17 protein-coding genes and 1 tRNA gene are annotated in these 19,224 nt (G+C 60.0%); 15 read left to right on the top strand and 3 right to left on the bottom strand.

Annotated elements, in window-relative coordinates; translation table 11 throughout:
* Positions 1-163 precede the first annotated feature (163 nt).
* The 10 genes from ACIK7D_RS02010 to ACIK7D_RS01965 all read left to right on the top strand — a co-directional run bounded on the left by ACIK7D_RS02010 (position 164) and on the right by ACIK7D_RS01965 (position 11,251).
* Positions 164-892, top strand: coding sequence for a thermonuclease family protein (locus ACIK7D_RS02010; RefSeq protein WP_080817233.1), 729 nt, complete (start codon positions 164-166; stop codon positions 890-892).
* Between the two features lie 182 nt (positions 893-1,074).
* Positions 1,075-1,160: transfer RNA gene (locus tag ACIK7D_RS02005), tRNA-Leu, on the top strand.
* Between the two features lie 166 nt (positions 1,161-1,326).
* Positions 1,327-3,831, top strand: a complete 2,505-nt coding sequence (locus tag ACIK7D_RS02000) for a heavy metal translocating P-type ATPase (RefSeq protein ID WP_400155500.1) — start codon at positions 1,327-1,329, stop codon at positions 3,829-3,831.
* A 12-nt stretch (positions 3,832-3,843) separates the two neighbouring features.
* Positions 3,844-4,854, top strand: a complete 1,011-nt coding sequence (locus tag ACIK7D_RS01995) for a 2Fe-2S iron-sulfur cluster-binding protein (RefSeq protein ID WP_400156001.1) — start codon at positions 3,844-3,846, stop codon at positions 4,852-4,854.
* Between the two features lie 11 nt (positions 4,855-4,865).
* A complete protein-coding gene (cueR, locus tag ACIK7D_RS01990) occupies positions 4,866-5,354 on the top strand; it encodes a Cu(I)-responsive transcriptional regulator (protein ID WP_003520818.1) in 489 nt (162 codons plus the stop codon).
* Between the two features lie 73 nt (positions 5,355-5,427).
* Positions 5,428-6,372 carry an ABC transporter permease gene (locus ACIK7D_RS01985; protein ID WP_080817231.1) on the top strand — a complete coding sequence of 315 codons (945 nt, stop codon included), beginning with the start codon at positions 5,428-5,430 and terminating at the stop codon, positions 6,370-6,372.
* Positions 6,362-7,267 carry an ABC transporter permease gene (locus ACIK7D_RS01980; protein ID WP_400155499.1) on the top strand — a complete coding sequence of 302 codons (906 nt, stop codon included), beginning with the start codon at positions 6,362-6,364 and terminating at the stop codon, positions 7,265-7,267. Before ACIK7D_RS01985 ends, ACIK7D_RS01980 begins: the two co-directional genes overlap by 11 nt.
* A 139-nt stretch (positions 7,268-7,406) precedes the next feature.
* Positions 7,407-8,504 (top strand): ABC transporter ATP-binding protein, encoded by a 1,098-nt coding sequence (locus ACIK7D_RS01975; RefSeq protein WP_400155498.1) that lies wholly within the window; start codon positions 7,407-7,409, stop codon positions 8,502-8,504.
* Positions 8,505-8,516: 12 nt separating this feature from the next.
* Positions 8,517-9,527 carry an ABC transporter ATP-binding protein gene (locus tag ACIK7D_RS01970; protein WP_400155497.1) on the top strand — a complete coding sequence of 337 codons (1,011 nt, stop codon included), beginning with the start codon at positions 8,517-8,519 and terminating at the stop codon, positions 9,525-9,527.
* A gap of 230 nt (positions 9,528-9,757) precedes the next feature.
* Positions 9,758-11,251, top strand: coding sequence for an ABC transporter substrate-binding protein (locus ACIK7D_RS01965; protein WP_400155496.1), 1,494 nt, complete (start codon positions 9,758-9,760; stop codon positions 11,249-11,251).
* A 393-nt stretch (positions 11,252-11,644) separates the two neighbouring features.
* Here the strand turns inward: ACIK7D_RS01965 and ACIK7D_RS01960 are convergent, their stop codons facing one another.
* Together ACIK7D_RS01960 and ACIK7D_RS01955 are read right to left on the bottom strand one after the other, a co-directional pair.
* Complete coding sequence (locus ACIK7D_RS01960; protein WP_003521591.1) at positions 11,645-11,899, bottom strand: heavy-metal-associated domain-containing protein; 255 nt, start codon at positions 11,897-11,899, stop codon at positions 11,645-11,647.
* A 106-nt stretch (positions 11,900-12,005) separates the two neighbouring features.
* Positions 12,006-13,463: a TrkH family potassium uptake protein gene (locus tag ACIK7D_RS01955; RefSeq protein WP_020811121.1), complete on the bottom strand. Its 1,458-nt coding sequence runs from the start codon at positions 13,461-13,463 to the stop codon at positions 12,006-12,008.
* 80 nt (positions 13,464-13,543) lie between these two features.
* On the opposite strand from ACIK7D_RS01955, the gene ilvA reads away from it, so the two are divergent.
* The 3 genes from ilvA (at position 13,544) to ACIK7D_RS01940 (ending at position 16,583) form a co-directional block, all read left to right on the top strand.
* Positions 13,544-14,818 (top strand): threonine ammonia-lyase, encoded by a 1,275-nt coding sequence (gene ilvA / locus ACIK7D_RS01950; RefSeq protein ID WP_400155495.1) that lies wholly within the window; start codon positions 13,544-13,546, stop codon positions 14,816-14,818.
* 70 nt (positions 14,819-14,888) lie between these two features.
* A complete protein-coding gene (locus ACIK7D_RS01945) occupies positions 14,889-15,200 on the top strand; it encodes an HlyU family transcriptional regulator (protein ID WP_400155494.1) in 312 nt (103 codons plus the stop codon).
* Positions 15,201-15,317: 117 nt separating this feature from the next.
* The gene (locus ACIK7D_RS01940; RefSeq protein ID WP_400155493.1) at positions 15,318-16,583 is read left to right on the top strand and encodes a diguanylate cyclase; all 1,266 of its coding nucleotides are present in this window, start codon (positions 15,318-15,320) and stop codon (positions 16,581-16,583) included.
* Between the two features lie 33 nt (positions 16,584-16,616).
* Here the strand turns inward: ACIK7D_RS01940 and ACIK7D_RS01935 are convergent, their stop codons facing one another.
* Positions 16,617-17,234, bottom strand: a complete 618-nt coding sequence (locus ACIK7D_RS01935) for an FMN-dependent NADH-azoreductase (RefSeq protein ID WP_003521585.1) — start codon at positions 17,232-17,234, stop codon at positions 16,617-16,619.
* Between the two features lie 149 nt (positions 17,235-17,383).
* Between ACIK7D_RS01935 and ACIK7D_RS01930 the strand changes: the two genes are divergently transcribed.
* Both ACIK7D_RS01930 and ACIK7D_RS01925 read left to right on the top strand, forming a co-directional pair.
* Complete coding sequence (locus ACIK7D_RS01930; protein ID WP_080817223.1) at positions 17,384-18,352, top strand: LysR family transcriptional regulator; 969 nt, start codon at positions 17,384-17,386, stop codon at positions 18,350-18,352.
* Positions 18,353-18,642: 290 nt separating this feature from the next.
* Positions 18,643-19,185, top strand: coding sequence for a DUF2087 domain-containing protein (locus tag ACIK7D_RS01925; RefSeq protein WP_400155492.1), 543 nt, complete (start codon positions 18,643-18,645; stop codon positions 19,183-19,185).
* Positions 19,186-19,224: the final 39 nt, after the last annotated feature.

The following is a 19,224-nucleotide window of genomic DNA, read 5'->3' as shown; positions in this document are numbered from 1 at the left end:
GGGGTTATCCACAGCTCATTTGCGTGCTTTCCATTCGGGAAATCGAGAAAACAAGGGGTTAGGGCGTTTTCCCGATTCTCTGAAAAACGAAAACGCCCGGCAATGCCAACCTTTCGGAAACTCCTTTGGCCGATAATGCGGCTCCGTAAAAAGGAGTCCGATCGTGAGCAATCGAAAATCGACAGCACGACGCCGCACGGCGAAGAAATCGGGTGGCGGCAGCGTTTGGCCGTGGGTGCTGATGCTGGGCGTCGTTGCCGGCGGCATTCAGGCTTACGAACATCGCGACAGTCTTTTGCCGCAGCGGCATTTTGCAAAGGCGACATCTCCGGCCACGAGTTCTCCGAAAGTCGCGACGGCGGCCAAGCGCGATTCCGTCACGCCGGAAAAAGTGGCATCCATTCGCCCCGCATCGCCGCCTCTGCCCGGCAACGGCCCGGTGCCGCCACGCCCGATCGCCATGCCATCCGCCTCGCAGCCGAGCCAGGTCGCCGCTATCCTGCCGGAAACCCGTCCCTCGGTCGAAAAAATCTCGCTCGGTGAAAAAAGCGGTACTTTTGCCTTTTGCGGTCGTTCCGGCCTCAACAATTGCGTGGCCGATGGCAACACCTTCTGGATGAAGGGCGTGAAAATGCAGCTTGCCGGCATAGAAGTGCCGCAGATCGACCGGGCGCGCTGCATGGAAGAGCGCCAGCGCGGATTCGTCGCGAAGGTCAGGCTTCGCGACATGCTGAATGCCGGCGCCTTCGATGTGGCGTCTTCCGGTGCCGCGGGCGGCCAAGCCACGGAACGCAAACGGCTTTCGCGCTCGGGCGTATCCTTCGCCGATCAACTCGTGCGGGAAGGGCTCGCGCATCCGGCATCGGCAAAAAATCAGTCCTGGTGTGGCTAGAGCGCTTTCGCTTTTCTTCGAATCGCGAAAACGCTCCAGCTCTTTGTTTGCCGTATTTCCGGGCGGAAAACCGGGCCCCACTTTTCCTGGAAATGCTCCGAGGCCCCGTTGACCGAAACGGTTCGGCCTGTGTAGATGAGGCTCAGGCATCGCCCGACCGAAACGGTATGCGGCGCGGCAATGCGGACGTGGCGAAATCGGTAGACGCAGCAGACTTAAAATCTGCCGACCATTGGTCTTGCGGGTTCAAGTCCCGCCGTCCGCACCACTTTCTTCCCCTGACTTATCGTCTGTGTCCACGTCCTCAGCCGGCGTAAAACGCCCGTTCACGTGCACGACATCGTCACTTGAAAATCATCAAAAAGAACCTATTGACCTTGCCACGATGGGAAGCCCTATCTTTTTTTTAACACAAGAAAAGAGGGGTCATACGCATGTCACAAATGGAGATCCGGGCGAGCCATCAGATTGCGATTGATGGCATGACATGCGCCTCCTGTGTCGGCCGCGTGGAAAAGGCGATTGCCAGGGTGCCGGGCGTTCTGAAAGCTTCGGTCAATCTGGCAACGGAACGTGCCGACATTTCCTTTTCCGGGCCGCCGGATGTGCCGGCCGTTATCGAGGCGGTGCGGCAGGCCGGTTACAGCGTTGAAGAGAAAACCATCGAACTCGATATTGAGGGCATGACCTGCGCCTCCTGCGTCGGACGTGTCGAAAAGGCGTTGAAGGCCGTTTCCGGTGTTTCCGGTGCAAGCGTCAATCTGGCGACGGAGCGCGCCACCGTCCGCGTCGCTGGCAACGCCGCCTCTGCGGTCAATCTGGCGGACGCCATTAAACGGGCGGGCTATAAGGCGAACGAGGTTGCCGCCGACAAAGCCACGGATGGAGAGCAGGACAAGCGCGAGGCGGAACTGCGCAGCCTCAAACTCAGCCTCGCCGTCGCCGCTGTTCTGACGCTACCGGTTTTCGTGCTGGAAATGGGATCGCATCTGGTGCCCGCCATCCATGATTTCGTGATGGAAACGGTCGGCATGCAGGAAAGCTGGTATCTGCAATTTGCGCTGACGACGCTGGTTCTGTTCGGGCCCGGCCTGCGTTTCTTCAAAAAGGGCATACCCGCACTTCTGCGGTTGGCGCCGGACATGAATTCGCTTGTCGTGCTGGGCACCGCCGCTGCCTGGGGATTTTCGGTTGTCGCAACCTTCATGCCCAAAATTCTGCCGAGCGGCACGGCCAATGTCTATTACGAGGCGGCGGCGGTCATCGTCACGCTCATCCTTCTCGGACGGTTTCTGGAAGCGCGCGCCAAAGGCCGTACGAGCGAGGCGATAAAGCGGCTCGTCGGCCTGCAGGCCAAGTCCGCCCGCGTGCTGCGCGATGGCGAAACCATCGATGTGCCGCTCAAGGATGTTCGCACCGGCGATGTGATCGTCGTTCGCCCCGGCGAAAAAGTGCCGGTCGATGGGCTGGTCCTCAGTGGCTCTTCTTATGTCGATGAATCGATGATCACGGGTGAACCGGTGCCGGTCACCAAGGCGGCGGGTTCCGAAGTCGTCGGCGGCACGGTCAACCGCAACGGTTCTTTCACCTTCCGCGCCACCAAGGTCGGCGCCGATACGCTGATCGCCCAGATCATCCGCATGGTCGAGGAGGCGCAGGCCGACAAGCTGCCCATTCAGGCGCTGGTGGACAAGGTGACCAACTGGTTCGTGCCGGCGGTGATGCTGGCAGCGCTCGCCACCTTCATCGTCTGGTTCACGTTCGGGCCCGATCCGGCCTTGACCTTCGCGCTCGTCAATGCGGTTGCGGTGCTCATCATTGCCTGTCCCTGCGCCATGGGCCTTGCCACGCCGACCTCGATCATGGTCGGCACCGGCCGCGCCGCCGAAATGGGCGTGCTGTTCCGCCGTGGCGATGCGCTCCAGACGCTCCGCGATGCCGATGTGATCGCCGTTGACAAGACCGGCACCCTGACGCTCGGCAAGCCGAAACTGGTGCATTTTACTACGACAGAGGGCTTCGATGCGGATGAGGTGCTGCGCCTCGTCGCCTCGCTGGAGAACCGTTCCGAACATCCGATTGCCGAAGCGATCGTCGAGGCTGCGAAACATGGCGGCCTGACGCTTGCCGATGCGGAAGCTTTCGAGGCGACCCCCGGTTTTGGTGTTGCAGCAACGGTTGACGGCCGCAGGGTGGAGGCGGGCGCGGACCGGTTCATGGCGAAGCTCGGTTACGATGTCGCGATGTTCGCAGACGATGCCGAGCGGCTGGGCAGGGAAGGGCAGTCGCCGCTCTATGCCGCCGTCGATGGCAGGCTGGCCGCGATCATCGCGGTTGCCGATCCGGTCAAGCAGACGACCCCGGAGGCGATTGCGGCGCTGCATGCGCTGGGTCTGAAAGTCACGATGATCACGGGTGACAATCGCCGCACCGCTGAAGCCATCGCCCGTCGGCTCGGTATCGATGAAGTGGTGGCGGAAGTGCTGCCCGACGGCAAGGTGGAGGCCGTCAAGAGGCTTGCCGCCGGCGGGCGACGTGTCGCCTTTGTCGGCGATGGCATCAACGATGCGCCGGCGCTTGCGGCAGCCGATGTCGGGCTCGCCATCGGCACGGGCACGGATGTCGCCATTGAAAGCGCCGATGTGGTGCTGATGTCCGGCGATTTGCGCGGCGTGGCCAACGCCATCGCGCTCTCCAAGGCCACGATCCGCAATATCGGCCAGAACCTGTTCTGGGCCTTCGCTTACAATGCCGCTCTCGTTCCCGTGGCGGCCGGAATATTGTATCCTGTCAACGGCGTTCTGCTGTCGCCTGTCCTTGCCGCCGGAGCCATGGCGCTTTCCAGCGTCTTCGTCTTGACGAACGCGCTGCGCCTGAAAAGCTTCCGCGCGCCGCTGATGGACAGATCGTCCGGCATGCAGCTCGCAGCGGCCGAATAGGAGGCGGACATGATGACGCCTGGCAACACAATCTATCTGCCGCAGATCGGACGCAGCATCATGGCGGCGCAGGGTGAGACCGTGCTTCAGGCCGCACTGGCGGCAGGAGTCACCTATCCGCATGGCTGCCGCATGGGCCGCTGCGGCGCCTGCAAGTCTCATCTCATTTCCGGCGAAATCGATCTTCTCAAGCATACGCCCTTCTCCTTGACCGAAGAGGAGAAAGCCGAAGGCCTGACGCTCGCCTGCCGGGCCGTGCCGTTGAGCGACATGACGATCAGCTGGCTCGACGGGGAGGATGAGATCGCCGATATTCCGACCGGCCGCTTTGAGGGCGTGGTTGCGGAGGCGCTGGATGCCACGCACGATATCAAGCTCATCCGCATCCGGCTCGACGATCGCAGGCAGTTTACCTTCAAACCCGGACAATATGTGCGCCTGCTCTATCCCGACTGTTCGCCGCGCGATTATTCCATTGCCAGCAGGGTGGATGAGGAACTGATTGAATTCCACATCCGGCATGTTCCCGGCGGCATGACGAGCGGTCGCATCTTTTCGCTCGCCCGGGCGGGTGATCCCGTCACGATAGTCGGGCCTTTCGGCTCTTCTTTCCTGCGGGAAAAACATTGCGGGCCGATCCTCGGCATTGCCGGCGGTTCGGGGCTCGCTCCCGTCAAGGCCGTTGTCGAGGCGGCGCTCGCAACGGGCCGCGAACGACCGGTTCATGTCTATTTCGGCGCGCGCGCCGAGCGTGATCTCTATATGCTCGACCGCTTCGGCGATCTTGCCGCGCGGCACGGCAATCTGAGTTTCGTTCCGGTTCTTTCGCATGAGAAACATGCCGATATCCGGTGCGGTTATGTCGGCGCGGCCGTGGCGGATGATTTCGACGATCTCGATGGCTGGAAAGCCTATATTGCGGGCCCGCCCGCCATGATCGAGGCGACGGTGCCGCAGCTTCTGGCGCGCGGCATGCGCACCGCCGACATTCATGCAGACGTGTTTTTCACCCCGGAAAGATAGGAGCAGGATCGATGAATATTGGCACAGCCGCCACCGCATCCGGTGTTTCTGCGAAGATGATCAGGCATTACGAGACAATCGGACTGATCAAATCGGCAAACCGCACGGAGTCCGGATACAGGGTCTATACGGCCAATGATCTGGAAACGCTGCGTTTCATCCGGCGCGGACGCGATCTCGGTTTTTCCATCGAAAAGATCAGGCAACTGATGACGCTCTGGCGCGATCCGGGCGGCGCTTCCTGCGATGTCAAACGCATCGTCATGGAACATGTCGTCGATCTGGAAGCGAAGATGCATACGCTTCGCGAGATGGCCGACACGCTGCGAAATCTTGCAACCTATTGCCCTGACAACGGTGAGCCGGATTGCCCGATCATTCACGATCTGGCCCATGCCGAGGATATCGATTTTACGACCGTGGCCATCGTGCCCAAGCGCACCGGAATGCTGAAGGGCACCTCCGGGCCGGTGATGGATCTACAGCGCCCGGTGAAATAAGCGGCCGTTTTCCTTTTGGGAAACGGGCGTGGATTGCAGTGCAGACGCCAATTGTGGTGAAGGAGACCAAGCCATGTGGATACAGATAATACAGCGCTTCCTTATTCTGTGCCTGATGCTGGCGATCGTGTCCGTCATCGCGTTTCTTCTGCCCTATATGGCGGGCGGCGATCCGGCCCGCACCATCCTGTTTTCACGCATGCGCGATACGGCGCTCGATCCGCATGCGGTGGAGGCGCTCCGGGTCAGCCTCGGGCTCGACAGGCCGCTCTATGTGCAATATTTCGCATGGCTCTCGAATGCGCTGCGCGGCGACCTTGGATTTTCCTTCACCAGCAGCCAGCCGGTCGCAGCCGAGCTTTTGCGGTCGCTCTGGGTGTCGGTGACACTGGCGCTGACGGCGCTGGCGGTCGCGGTGGCCGTCGCCCTGCCGCTCGGCACCCTGGCGGCGATGCGTCCCGGCGGTCGGCTGGACAATTTCGCGACGCTGATGATCCAGACCTTCGTTGCAACGCCCGAATACTGGTTTGCGCCCATGTCGGCGCTGGTCTTCGCGCTCTATCTCGGCTGGTTGCCGTCAGCCGGATGGGATAGCTGGCGTTCGCTGGTGCTTCCCGCGCTTACCCTGACGCTGCGGCCGCTCGCCTATTTCACCCAGGTGACGCGCGCGGCAATGGCCGAGGTCCTGCGCGCGCCCTATATCACGGCAGCCCGCAGCCGCGGTCTCGGCATGCATGGCACGGTCATGCGCCACGGCATCCGCAACGGCTCGCTGCCGGTGGTCACCTTCTTCGCCCTGTGGCTTGCCGGCCTGCTTGGCGGATCGGTGGTCGTGGAAGTGATCTTCGCCATTCCCGGCATGGGCCGGCTTCTCTACGACGCCGTGGTCAATCGCGACATTCCGATGCTGCAGGGCGGTTTCATCTGCATCGTGGCGCTCTCCATCCTGATCAATACCCTGGCCGACAGCTTTTATGTCCTGATCAATCCAGCAATGCGAGGTCACCATGACCATTAGCCACTTCCCGAGCGCGCCTGCCGCCGCCATGCCGATGGCCACGCCCAAGCGCCCTTCGAACCTCGCCCGGTTCACGGATTTCATCCGCCGCCGGCACTGGACCTTCTATGCGGGGTCGGCGATTTTTCTCGTCATCATCCTGCTGCTGGTGATCGCACCGTGGATTTCGCCCTATGATCCGGCAAAGCAGAGCCTTCGGCTCAGGCTGAATGCGCCGAGCGCCGCCTATTGGCTGGGGACGGACCATCTCGGGCGGGATGTCTTGAGCCGGCTGTTGATCGGCGGCCGCTTCACGGTCACGATTGCCGCCATCACCGTCATTCTGTCGGTGGTGATCGGAACCTTCATCGGCATCATCAGCGGCCGCAGCCGTGGCATTCTCGACGAAGTGCTGATGCGCATCGTGGACCTGCTCATCGCCATACCGGACGTGGTGATCGCGATTTTCCTCGTCGCCATTTTCGGTCCGGGATATGGCACGCTGATCGCGTCGCTGACCATCGTTGGCTGGACACCTTTTGCGCGCCTGGCGCGGGGACTGACACTTTCAATCAATTCCCGCGAATATATCCGCGCGGCAGAGGTGCTCGGTTGCACACGGCGCTTCATCATCTTCCGGCATATCATTCCCAACACGATCTGGCCCATCACGGCCGTGGCGTTCCTGCGCTTTGGCCACAAGCTGATCACGGTGGGCGGATTGTCGTTTCTGGGCCTTGGTGTACAGCCGCCGGCCGCCGACTGGGCGCTGATGCTAGCCGATGCGCAGGCTTACGCGGAGCGGATGCCCGTTCTCGTCATCGCACCGGGTCTGGCGATTTTCCTGGCGGCGCTCAGCGTGACGTGGATCGGCCATGGCCTGAACCTGGAAACGAAGAAAACCAACGGTCATTGACGCCTGGAAACGGGCAATGGTCGATTTGACGATTGTCAAACATAGATGACGCAACGGAACCGGAAGGAGAGTAATATCGTCTGAAGCCGCATGAAGAATACGCAATGCCTCCGATTCAATAAAAATAAGGGGAACTCTTATGAATATCGAAGGACAAACGCTTGCCAATACGGCCATGTCCCCTGAATGCGCACCGCTTCTGGAGATAGAGGGCCTGCACGTTTCCGTGCCGGCGCAAAATGGCCGCAAGTTTGTTATTTCGGGCCTGACACTTTCCGTCAACGCCGGAGAAGTCGTCGCTCTCGTCGGCGAATCCGGGTCGGGCAAGAGCATGACGGCGCTGTCGCTGATGCGGCTTTTGCCGCATGGCGCGGAAATCAATTCCGGCCGCATTTCCTTTGCCGGGCGCGACATTCTCGCTCTTTCATCTTCCGAACTCGATGCGCTGCGCGGTGCCGATATCAGCATGCTGTTCCAGCAGCCGCAGGCCATGCTCGACCCGACCAGCCGGGTGAGGACGCAGGTGGCGGAGCCGCTCTGGATTCACCGTAAAATGAGCCGGCACGCCGCACTTAACCGGGTCGTCGGCCTCCTGTCGGATGTCGGCATTCCCGATCCGTCGGCGCGGGCGCAATGCTTTGCGCATGAGCTTTCCGGCGGCATGGCGCAACGTGTGATGATTGCGGCCGCACTCTCCGGCAACCCGCAGCTTCTGATCGCCGACGAACCGACGACGGCGCTTGATGTCACCGTTCAGGCACAAATCCTGCGCCTGCTCGACGACGAGCGCCGCAAGCGCCGGCTTGCCACGCTGCTCATCACCCACGATCTCTCGGTCGTCGCCGCTTTTGCGGACCGGATCGCGGTCATGTATGCCGGCCGCGTCGTCGAGGAAGGGCCGACCCAGGCGATCCTCAAGGCGCCGCAGCACCCCTATACCAAGGCGCTCATCAGCTGTTCGCTGTTGACCACCGACAGCGAGGGACAGTTGCTGACGATCCCCGGCTCCAGTGCGCAGGCCCATGACATGTCCTGCGGCTGCCGGTTTCATCCGCGCTGCGCTCTTGCCAATTCGGCAGGCATGAGCGGCCGCTGTATGGCCTCGGAACCGGATCTGAATGCCTTGCCCGAAGGGCGCAAGGCGCGGTGCTGGGCGGTCGGCCACGACCATGCCAACCACGATTATACCGGGCACGATCATACCGGTCACGATCATGCCAGCCGCACGGTCTGCTGAGGGAGGGCGACGATGCTAGCGACAGCGACGACACAGACCCCGCCATCGGCGGAAAACAGCAAGCGCCCCTTCGTGGTCGCGAAGAATCTCTGCAAATATTATCCCATATCGGGCTTCGGTCACCGTGTGGTGAAATCCGTCGATGATGTTTCCCTGACGATCGGCGAGGGGGAAGTGCTTGGTCTCGTCGGTGAATCCGGATGCGGCAAAAGCACGGTTGCCGGGCTGATTACGCGGCTGACCCACGCAACGAAAGGCGAGGTCAGCATCGGGCAGAACGATATGCTGCACATGCAGGGCGAGGCGCTTCGGCGTATGCGCCGGGTCGTGCAACTGGTGTTTCAGGACCCTTATTCCGCACTCGATCCGCGCATGCGTATCGGCCAGAGCATGGAAGCGCCGCTTGCCCAGCATGGCATCGGCACGCGCGAGGAGCGCACGGCCCGGGTTTTCCGGATGCTGGAAGAGGTCGGCCTCGACGGCTCGTTTTACGATCGGTATCCGAGCCAGTGTTCCGGCGGCCAGTTGCAGCGCGTCGTCATCGGCCGCGCGCTGCTTCTCAATCCGAGCTTCCTTGTCTGCGACGAGCCGACATCGGCGCTCGACGCCTCGATGCGCACGCAGATACTGAACCTTCTGATGGACATGAAGCGCCGTCACGGTTTGACGGTTCTGATGATTTCCCACGATCTGCGCGTGGTGCGTTATCTCTGCGATCGCATCGTGGTGATGTATCTCGGACGTGTCGTTGAAATCGCCGACCGGGAGGAGCTTTTCCGGGCGCCGAAGCACCCCTATACCAAGGCTCTCATTGCATCGTCGATGCTGGACGAGACGGGGTTATATGCACCGGAGATGCTTCTGGACGGCGATCTGCCGAGCCCTCTCAATCCTCCGAACGGCTGCAAATTCCACACCCGCTGCAAATATGCGACCGGGATATGCGGCGAGGTGGAACCCGTTCTGGAAGGCGTGTCCGGCGAGCATTTCGCGCGCTGCCATCGCTGGCGGGAATGGGGCTGACAGACAACGCAGTTACAGTTTTCTGTTGCCGTAAAAACAGATGAATTGTGTGTTTGCGGATTAATATCGGAATAAAATTCCGATTACAAAACGTAAAATAAATAATATTCGAATGGATTATCGAGAGATATCCATAGGGTATTCTTATTGCCTTTGTAATGATTGAGTGAAATTTCGTGAAAATATACGAATTGTGAGCGTTGTCATCAAAAATAAAAGGGGAATATTCTATGATGAAGCACGCACTTTTGGCGTCATGCGCCATTGTGGTTTCGTTTGGAACGCATGCGGCAGAGGCCGCCACGATTACCTATGACGATAATTTCGGTGTGAAGACCGGCTGGCAGATGGCTTCCGACGATGCCTATCTCGGCTCGCGTGCGGGTTGTTTCGAAAGCCTGGTGCGTGTCGGTTATGACATGAAGCTGGAGCCAAGCCTCGCCGAGTCCTGGAAGCAGTCTGATCCCAAGGTGTGGGAATTCAAGCTGCGCAAGGGCGTCAAGTTCCAGAACGGCGAACCGCTCGATGCCAAGGCCGCGGTCAATGCACTCAGTAATCTCTTAAAAGCACCCGTGCCCGCCCGTGCCTTCTCTCCAAAGCTGATTGCCGCCGTCGAAGCTGGCGGCGATGACGTGGTGAAGATCACGACGATCGAGCCCTCCGTGCTGCTGCCGGCGCAGATGGCAAGCCCCGCCACCTCCATCCTTGCTCCATCCGCCTATAAGGACGGCAAGGTCGATCCCATCGGAACCTGCACCGGACCTTTCAAGATCACCGAGGTCGATCCCAGCCAGCATATGGTTCTGACGGCCAATCACGACTATTGGGGCGGCATGCCGAAACTTTCCGGCGGCCGTGTCAATTTCGTGCCCGATGCCGACACACGCGCCACCCAGGTCCGAACCGGGGAAGCGCAGGTTTCGCGGCTCGTGCCGCCATGGACGGTCAAGACCATCGAATCCACCGATGGCGTCAAGGTCGCGCCGATCCCGTCGCCGCGTATCACCGAGTTGCTGCTGAACAATTCAAAGCCGCCTTTCAACAATATCAAGGTGCGCCAGGCGATCCAGGCCGCCATCGATACGGGTGGTATCGCCGAGAGTATCTATGAAGGCGTCGTCAAGGGCGCGACCATGCCTTTTGCTGCCGGCGAGCCATGGGCTGCAAAGGAAACCAAACCCGCCTATGACGTGGAAAAAGCCAAGGATCTGCTGAAAGAGGCCGGCGTTGCACCCGGCAGCCTGAAGGTGACGCTCCTTGCCTATACCGCAAAGACCGAACTCAAGGACGTCGCGGCGATCATTCAGGCGCAGTTGCAGGAAATCGGCATCAAGGCCGATGTCCGTGTTGCCGATTACAGCGCCATCGAGCCCGATATGCTGGCCGGCAACTTCGACATGGCGCTCCTGTCTCGCGGTTACGCCACCGATGTCGCTGAACCGGCCGGTTTCCTGAATGCCGACTACACCTGCGGCGGCAGCTACAATATCTCGCATTATTGCAATGCGGAGACGGACAAGCTGATCAAATCCGCCTATGCGGCGGGCGAACCCACCAAGCGTTACGCCATTTACGGCGAAGCGGCGAAGAAGATCTATGACGAAGCCGTCTCCGTCTTCCTCATCCACGAAACCGTGTTCGATGCCTATTCGGCCAAGCTCGAAAACTACAAGCCGCATCCGCTGAACTATTTTGTCATGACCAAGGATCTCGCGACAAAGTAAGTTGGTGCGATGGTACTGATTGAGAGGGACCCGGCTCGCAGGAGCCGGGTCTTTTTTGTGATAAGGCCCTTGAACCTCTCCCCGTCATTCCGGCCCTGATCCGGAATGACGAAGGCGGGGAACGTCACGAATACGATAAATATCGTGCCTTGATCCACCGGAAGGGGTTAGACAGGTTCACAAGGCCGGTGTGACGGCATGTGGATGATTCGCTTCATTAAACTGGAAAAAAATCTCCTCCGTCATCCCTGATCGAAAGGGAGAGGCGTTCGCCATCCGGGAGGAAAGAGGGACGGATGCCGTCCATAACCCGTCACATAATTCAGCGTGAAGCGGGGCAGGTGGGGCGATCCGGCGGCTGCAGGGATGAAGCGCCGCCGGTATCTCTTCGGATCAGGCGCGTGCTTCCGGCGTATAGCCTGCAGCGGTGATGATTTCGGCAATACGTGCCGCATCGGAGACGCCGCCGACCACAACCGTGCGGCTTGCCGGATCGGCATGCACGGCAGCGCCGGGAACGGTCTTTTCGATCGCGCCCTTGATCACTCCGGCGCAGTGACCGCAGGTCATGTCTTCAACGTGAAAAGAAAGGTCTGCATCAACCGGCGCCGTGGTGGTTTCGGCGTGATGCTGGTGAGCGGTGCACATAGGCGGTTCTCCATGGTTTGGAATTCTAACAGGAGGAGCCTGAACTATTCCAACGTGGGAAGGTCAAGCGCTTTATTCGCTGGCGCTCAACAAGTCTGCCGCGACATCAGCTGCGCCAGAAGATCGGCATCAGCAGCACCAGAACCGTCAGGATTTCCAGACGTCCGAGCAGCATCAGGACCGAGAGGAGATAAAGCGCGGGATCGCTGATGGTGGAGAAATTACCCGCCGGGCCGATGATCGGGCCGATGCCGGGTCCGACATTGGCGAGCGAGGTCGCAACCGCCGAGGTGGCGGTCAGGAAATCGTAACCCATCAGGCTCATGGCAAGGCTGCCGGCGATCCACAGCGCGATGAAGCAGCTGACGAACAGGAAGATCGTCCGGATCGTATCGGGATCGACCACCTGCTGGCCGTAACGCACCGAATAGACCGCGTTCGGATAGATCAGCTTCTTCAGCCCGGCGCGCACCACGTTGAACATGATGAGAAAACGATAGGCCTTGATACCGCCCGCCGTCGAGCCGGAACAGCCGCCCATGAAGGTTGCGAAAAACGCGACGACGACGACGAAAGGCCCCCAGAGCGTATAATCGTCGCTGGCAAAGCCACCGGTCGAAAGGATCGAGGTCATATTGAAGAAGGAATGGCTGAGTGCGTCATCCAGCGGCACGCCGTTCCTGAAATGATGGTAGACGCCGACCGCAATCGAGATCGCACAGAGATAACCGAGGAAGACGGCGATCTGCGGGTCACGCAGCGTTTCCAGCCGGCGGCGCACGGCAAGCAGGATCATGACAGAGAAGGGCAGGCTGCCGAAGATCAGGAAGATGGTGGCGATCCACAGCAGCGCCGTATTGTCGAAATAGGCGAAAGACGCGTCATGGGTGGAAAAACCGCCGGTCGCGACCGTCGACATGGCATGGTTCAGCGCATCGAAATGCGACATGCCGGCAAAATCGTAAGCGATCGTACAGGCAAGCGTCATGATGATGTAAATCGCCACGAAAGCCCGCGTGAAGCTCGCCAGCCGCGCAAAAGGCCGGTCGTTGCCGGTATCGGAAGATTCCATGCGGAAGAAGGTCATGCCGCCGACGCGCAGCAGCGGCAGGATGAAGAGGCCAAGCGCCACGATACCGATACCGCCGAGCCAGCACAGCAGCGAACGCCAGAGAAGGATGCCCTGCGGCGCGTTGTCGAGACCGGCAATGGCTGTCGATCCCGTCGTCGTAATCGCGGAAACGGATTCGAACAGGGCCTGGCCGAGCGTCAGGTTGAGTTCGGACAGGTAAAGCGGAACCGCGCCGACGATGGAAAACACCAGCCAGAGCAGGTTGACGAGCAGAAAGCCGAAACGTTTGTTGAAGGCCGCAATCGGCCCGCGCGTCGCCAGCGCGCAGGCAAGCGCAAAGCCCCCGCACATGAAACCCGACAGCGCAAACACCATCCAGTCGTCATTGCCGTAATAAAGATCGGTGAGCGCCGGCAGGAACATGGCCGTCGCCATGTAAAGCCCGAAGATGGACGCCACATATATGACCGAGCGCAGAAGGTTGCTGTTCAAGAAATGAAACCCGGAGTTTGTTGCCGCGCTGAAATGAGTCTTTGTCTCGGACGCCTTCCTATGGCATAGCGGGTGCCATTATGAATTTCAATGGATTGACTATCGTGGACAAGCAGCTTGTGGAAGCAGCGCGGCGAGAAGTGCGGGAAATATTCCCGGAAACGCCGTTGCAGTTGAATGAACATCTCAGCCGTCGGTATGGCGCGTCGATTTGGCTGAAGCGTGAGGATCTGTCCCCGGTTCGTTCCTACAAGATTAGAGGTGCATTCAACTTCCTGCGCAAGGCGGTGGCCAAGGCTGGCAAGGGCAAGGTTTTCGTCTGCGCTTCGGCCGGCAACCATGCGCAGGGCTTTGCTTTCGCCTGCCGTCATTTCGGTGTTCACGGTGTTGTTTTCATGCCGGTGACGACACCGCAGCAAAAGATCGAAAAGACCCGCATCTTCGGCGGCGAATTCATCAGCATCCGTCTGGTGGGCGATATATTCGACCAGTGTTACGCCGCCGCGCGCCAGCATGTGCAGGACAATGACGGCTACATGGTGCCGCCCTTCGATCATGAGGACATCATCGAGGGCCAGGCGACTGTCGCCGCCGAAATCATGGATCAGCTTCCGGAAGGCACAAAGCCGGATATCGTCGTCATGCCCGTTGGCGGCGGCGGTCTTTCTGCCGGTCTTTCGGGCTTTCTGGCCGGCACGGTTAGCAAGGAGAACTTCGTGTTCTGCGAGCCGGAAGGTGCGCCGAGCCTGAAGAAAAGCCTCGAGCGCGGCGAACCGGTGACGCTGAACAAGGTCGATAATTTCGTCGACGGCGCCGCCGTCGCCCGTATCGGCGACCTGAATTTCAATGCCCTGAAGGATTTTCCGGCCGAACAGGTCATGCTCATCCCGGAAAACGCCATCTGCGTGACGATCATCGAGATGCTGAACCTCGAAGGCGTGGTGCTGGAGCCGGCCGGCGCGCTGGCGATTGCCGCGCTGGAAAAGCTCGGCCGCGAGAGGCTGGAAGGCAAGACGGTCATCGCCGTGGTTTCCGGCGGCAATTTCGATTTCGAGCGCCTTCCGGATGTGAAGGAACGCGCCATGCGTTACACGGGCGTGAAGAAATACTTCATCCTGCGCCTGCCGCAGCGCCCCGGCGCGCTGCGCGATTTCCTCAACCTGCTCGGCCCGGATGACGATATCGCCCGTTTCGAATATCTGAAGAAATCGGCCCGCAATTTTGGTTCGATCCTGATCGGCATCGAAACCAGCGCGAAGGAAAATTTCGCGGGCCTGCTGGAGCGCTTCGAGGCGGCCGGTCTCGGTTATGAAGACATCACCGAAAACGACATCCTGTCGAACCTGATCATCTGATCGGAAGAGGCAGGGAAGGGCGGATGACCTCCGCCCTTCAAAACTGACACAGATTGAGGGAGTGAAAGCCATGGCATCGTTTTTTTCCAAAATCCTCTCGGCCTTCGGCTCCGGCCAGCCGTCCTCCGACGCGCCGCAGAAGGTCGCCCAGGCGGAGCCGCATGCGCATGGCGAGTATCTGATCTATGCGACGCCGATCAAGGAAGGCGGCCAGTTCCGCCTGGCGGGCCGCATCGAAAAAAAGGCCGGCGATGAAGTGCTGGTACATGAATTCGTGCGCGCCGACGTCTTCACCAGCATGGACGATGCGGTGGAGTTCACGATCCGCAAGGCAAAGCTCATCATCGACCAGAACGGCGCGTCGCTCTTCCCAGGAAAATGATGACGCATTCTTGCCGCGGATATTAACATTCCGTTGTTTGCTTCGGCCTATCGTCTCTAGAGAGCATGGAGTCGCGCCAATCAACCCGCGCGATGTGGATCGATAGGGCATGTGCCGATGCAATGGGCAAATCTGGCCCTCTTTCTGACGGAGGCCATCGTCTATTTTTCGGTAATGACGGCATTCCTTCATTACCGGCATATTCTTGGCATCGGTGTTTTTCTCACCGCGCTGGGTGTCATGCATTTTCTGGAGACCTATCTGGCGGCCGTCTTTTACGTGCAGCTGCCTTTCGGTGTGGCGTCGCCCGGCTCCTCGATCCTTTTTGCCGGCAAGCTGATGATGATCCTCATGCTCTATATGCGGGAGGACGCGGCGGTCGTTCGACAGCCGATCTACGGCCTGTTTCTCGGCAATATAGTGACCGTCACCATGGCGCAGATCATCCGTTTCCACCAGACGGTGGCGATCGTTCCCGGGCAATCGGTCAGCACCGCATTTCTGGATGAGATGGGCGTCCTGATGGTCTGGGGAACCAGCCTGCTTTATATCGACGCCATCGCCATCATCCTGTTTTACGAAAAGCTGGGGCGTTATCTGCAGCGCCATATCGTGCTGCGCTTCGCGATCTGCGGCGTCGTTATCCTGAGCTTTGATCAGGCGGGTTTTTATGGGGCGCTGCGATTGTTGTTCAACGCACCTCTCGATGTCTTTTACGATGGCTGGAAGGCGAAGATGGCGGCAGTCGGCATCTATTCGCTGCTGTTTGCCACCTATCTCTGGCTGACATCGGCCAAGGGCCGCTTTCTGACACGCCGCAGCGTTGCCGATGTCTTCAACGATCTCACTTTCAGGGAACGTTACGAGGAGCTTCTGTCCCGCTCCGGACGCGATATGCTGACCGGCGTATCGGACCGCGCCCGCATGGAGCTCGATGCGCCCTCCGTCGTCGTGGAATGCCTGGAGAAAAAGCGGCCGGTCAGCGTGCTGATTGTCGATATCGATCATTTCAAGACCGTCAACGATACGTTCGGGCACCTGCAGGGCGATGAGATCTTGCGGGAATTCGCCGCCGTCCTGAAGCGTGCCGTGCAGCCGCTGGGACATCTCTACCGCTTCGGCGGCGAGGAATTCGTGGCCCTCCTGCCGGCGATGGCGCATGAAACGGCGCTGGCATTTTCGGACAGTCTCCGGGCCGCGATCCTTGCGGACCTGCAGCGACCGGACGGTTCGCCGCTGACCGTCAGTATCGGCGTCGCCACCGCTTTCGAGGATGGACAGCTTTTCCGTGCACTCTTGTCGGAGGCCGACTCGCGGCTCTACGCGGCAAAAAATAACGGCCGGGACCAGGTCCACGGCCGTTACGGAATGTGGGTCGGCTGACACCTTTTCGGTATCAGCCTCAATCAAATCGGCTTAAGCGGCCTGCGCCAGCTCGGCAACCTTGGCTTCAGCGGCGGCCACAGCCTTTTCAACGGCTTCCGGACCGAATGCCAGGCCTTCGACATAGATCACTTCCACATCGGTCATGCCCATGAAGCCGAGAACGGTCTTCAGGTAAGGGACGGCATGGTTCATCGATACGGCCGGACCTTCGGAGTAAACGCCGGCAGCGGCCAGAACGATGTAGACCTTCTTGCCGGTGGCGAGGCCGACCGGGCCGGTTTCGGTGTATTTGAAGGTCTGGCCGGCGCGGGCGACATTGTCGATCCACGACTTCAGGCCGGAATAAATGTTGAAATTGATCAGGCCGGTACCGATGACGACGGTATCGGCGGCCAGAAGCTCGGTTACCAGCTTGTCGGAATAATCGGCGGCAACCGCTTCTTCGGCGGTGCGCTGGTCGGGCGCCTTGCGGATGGCGGCGGTCTTGACGGTGTCGAGATGCGGGATTGGGTCAGCAGCGAGATCGCGGTGGACAAGGGTGTTGGAAGCCGACTTGGCCTTCAGCTTGTTTGCGAGTTCACCGGCAAACTTGTTCGAAACCGATTCGTCGCCACGCGGGCTGGAGGTGATGAGAAGAATGTTGGACATGGTCTTTCCTTGCATATGCGATGAATTGACGGGCGCCTTGGGAGGGCGGGAGAGCACGATGCCCTTCCTTTGCGCTCTATATGAAAAATTACTGCCATCAAGAAAACTGTGATAATGTGGAAGCAATCTATCGATGAAATGGATGGGACATGGACGCGAACCCGACGCTCGATCAATTGCAGGTGTTTTTGACGGTTGCCGAGACCGGCAGTTTTTCCGCCGCGTCACGGGCGCTCAATCGCGCCCAGTCGGTGGTCAGCTACACCATCGCCAATCTCGAGGCGCAGCTTGAAGTGACGCTGTTCGAGCGCAGCGGCGTGCGCCAGCCGAAGCTGACGGATGAAGGCCGCGCCATGCTGGAGGATGCAAGGCGCATCGTCGCCGGCCTGCAGGAGATGCGCGCCCGCGCCAAGGGGCTGAAGCAGGGGCTTGAGGCGGAACTCTCGGTCGCCATCAGCACCATGGTGCCGGCGGAGGCCATGGTGGCCGTGCTGAGGGATTTTCGCCAGCAATTCCCAACCGTCACCCTCAGCCTCAATGTCGGCGAGCTGGGCATGGTCATGGAGATGGTGCTCTCCCGCAAGGCAGGTATTGGCATCGGTGGGGCGATGCTGCGACAGGACGATGAACTCGTCGTCGAAAAGGTCGGCCATTCCTTCATGTTGCCGGTCGTTGCGTCGGATCACCCGCTCGCGCAGATCGAGCGGCCGCTGGGCCTTGCCGATGTGCGCGAGGAGGTTCAGCTTGTCGTCACCGATGCATCCGGCCTGACCAAGGGCCGCGATTTTAATGTCCTTTCCTACAAGACATGGCGGGTCAGCGACATCGCCACAAAATACCAGCTCATCAAGGGCGGTCTGGGTTGGGGCGGTCTGCCCGCATCGATCGTCCGTAACGACATCACCAATGGCAGCCTCAAGGCGCTTGAACTCGAGGCCTATGAGCAGGGCGAATATCCGCTTTTTGCGCTGCGGCGGGTCGATTCACCCGCAGGTCCCGCCGGCCAATGGCTTGCCGAAGCATTTCAGCAACGCCTCTCTGCCTGTCCGAACCATAAGGATTTCAACGGGATGCTTGCGGCGAACAAGCAGAGGACCATTTCTGTCGCCGCTGAGTGACATTGGCTGAAGTCGTGAGAATTGCATGTGAAGCGAGAGGGTGCCGCGCGTTTCCTCTCCTCGGCGGGGAGAAGAAACCCTCGGCAACCTCGGCGCTATGCCAGCAGGGCCAATTGACGTGGGCAGGTCGCCTGCCTATACCTAAATCACGGTCAGCAGTTCACCGAGGCATCGCCGTCCCGCAAGGGAAGCTAAACCTGCATTTTTAAAGTTTGACAGCACTTATCCCGTGCCATGTCGGAAGCCGGCGATCAGCGACACCTTTTCGGAATGGCACTTGAGGGTAAGTCATGCCACGTTCGATCCTTTCCATTGATATCGCCGACCTCTCGACTTTCGCCAAATCCGTCCGCGAACAGATCGGCAGGCTGGACCGAAAGCCAAGCCATGTGGAGATGCTCAATCTTCTGAGCCGGGCTGCCGGGTTCCGAAATTTCCAGCAATTGCGAGCCTCACGCGAGCCATCCGATGGCAGCGGATCATCCCGGCCAGAGATGCTGCCGGCAGTTAATGAGAGCAGGGTGCTGAAGACCGTTCGTGTCTTCGACGCCGCCGGCCGGCTGATGCAATGGCCGGCCCGCCGCTCGCAGCAGGAACTGTGCCTCTGGTATCTATGGGCGAAAATTCCCGCCGGGCGGAGCTTTTCAGAGCGCGAATTCAGCAGCTTTCTGGATAGCCTGCACCTGTTCGGGGATGCGGCCATGCTGAGGCGCGACATGGTCGGCCTGAGGCTCATCCGCCGTAACCGCGATGGCAGCGATTATCGGCGCATCGAACAGAAACCGCCATTGGAACTGCCGCTTCTGCTGCGAGCGCTCGGTGGGCGCGAATAGGGAAGTGCCCTCCCGACGATAAGCCGCCGGGAGGGTACG

Origin of the sequence: Agrobacterium sp. P15N1-A (assembly GCF_044626815.1) — a bacterium.
GTDB lineage: Bacteria > Pseudomonadota > Alphaproteobacteria > Rhizobiales > Rhizobiaceae > Agrobacterium > Agrobacterium leguminum.
The sequence above is the reverse complement of the archived record's forward strand: the minus strand, read 5'-3'. Positions and strand labels throughout refer to the sequence as shown.

Coding starts and splice junctions, on each gene's coding strand:
- ACIK7D_RS02000 (WP_400155500.1), top strand. CDS start 1,327: ATGTCACAAATGGAGATCCGGGCGAGCCATCAGATTGCGATTGATGGC.
- ACIK7D_RS01995 (WP_400156001.1), top strand. CDS start 3,844: ATGACGCCTGGCAACACAATCTATCTGCCGCAGATCGGACGCAGCATC.
- cueR (WP_003520818.1), top strand. CDS start 4,866: ATGAATATTGGCACAGCCGCCACCGCATCCGGTGTTTCTGCGAAGATG.
- ACIK7D_RS01985 (WP_080817231.1), top strand. CDS start 5,428: ATGTGGATACAGATAATACAGCGCTTCCTTATTCTGTGCCTGATGCTG.
- ACIK7D_RS01980 (WP_400155499.1), top strand. CDS start 6,362: ATGACCATTAGCCACTTCCCGAGCGCGCCTGCCGCCGCCATGCCGATG.
- ACIK7D_RS01975 (WP_400155498.1), top strand. CDS start 7,407: ATGAATATCGAAGGACAAACGCTTGCCAATACGGCCATGTCCCCTGAA.
- ACIK7D_RS01970 (WP_400155497.1), top strand. CDS start 8,517: ATGCTAGCGACAGCGACGACACAGACCCCGCCATCGGCGGAAAACAGC.
- ACIK7D_RS01965 (WP_400155496.1), top strand. CDS start 9,758: ATGATGAAGCACGCACTTTTGGCGTCATGCGCCATTGTGGTTTCGTTT.
- ACIK7D_RS01960 (WP_003521591.1), bottom strand. CDS start 11,899: ATGTGCACCGCTCACCAGCATCACGCCGAAACCACCACGGCGCCGGTT.
- ilvA (WP_400155495.1), top strand. CDS start 13,544: ATGAATTTCAATGGATTGACTATCGTGGACAAGCAGCTTGTGGAAGCA.
- ACIK7D_RS01945 (WP_400155494.1), top strand. CDS start 14,889: ATGGCATCGTTTTTTTCCAAAATCCTCTCGGCCTTCGGCTCCGGCCAG.
- ACIK7D_RS01940 (WP_400155493.1), top strand. CDS start 15,318: ATGCAATGGGCAAATCTGGCCCTCTTTCTGACGGAGGCCATCGTCTAT.
- ACIK7D_RS01935 (WP_003521585.1), bottom strand. CDS start 17,234: ATGTCCAACATTCTTCTCATCACCTCCAGCCCGCGTGGCGACGAATCG.
- ACIK7D_RS01930 (WP_080817223.1), top strand. CDS start 17,384: ATGGACGCGAACCCGACGCTCGATCAATTGCAGGTGTTTTTGACGGTT.
- ACIK7D_RS01925 (WP_400155492.1), top strand. CDS start 18,643: ATGCCACGTTCGATCCTTTCCATTGATATCGCCGACCTCTCGACTTTC.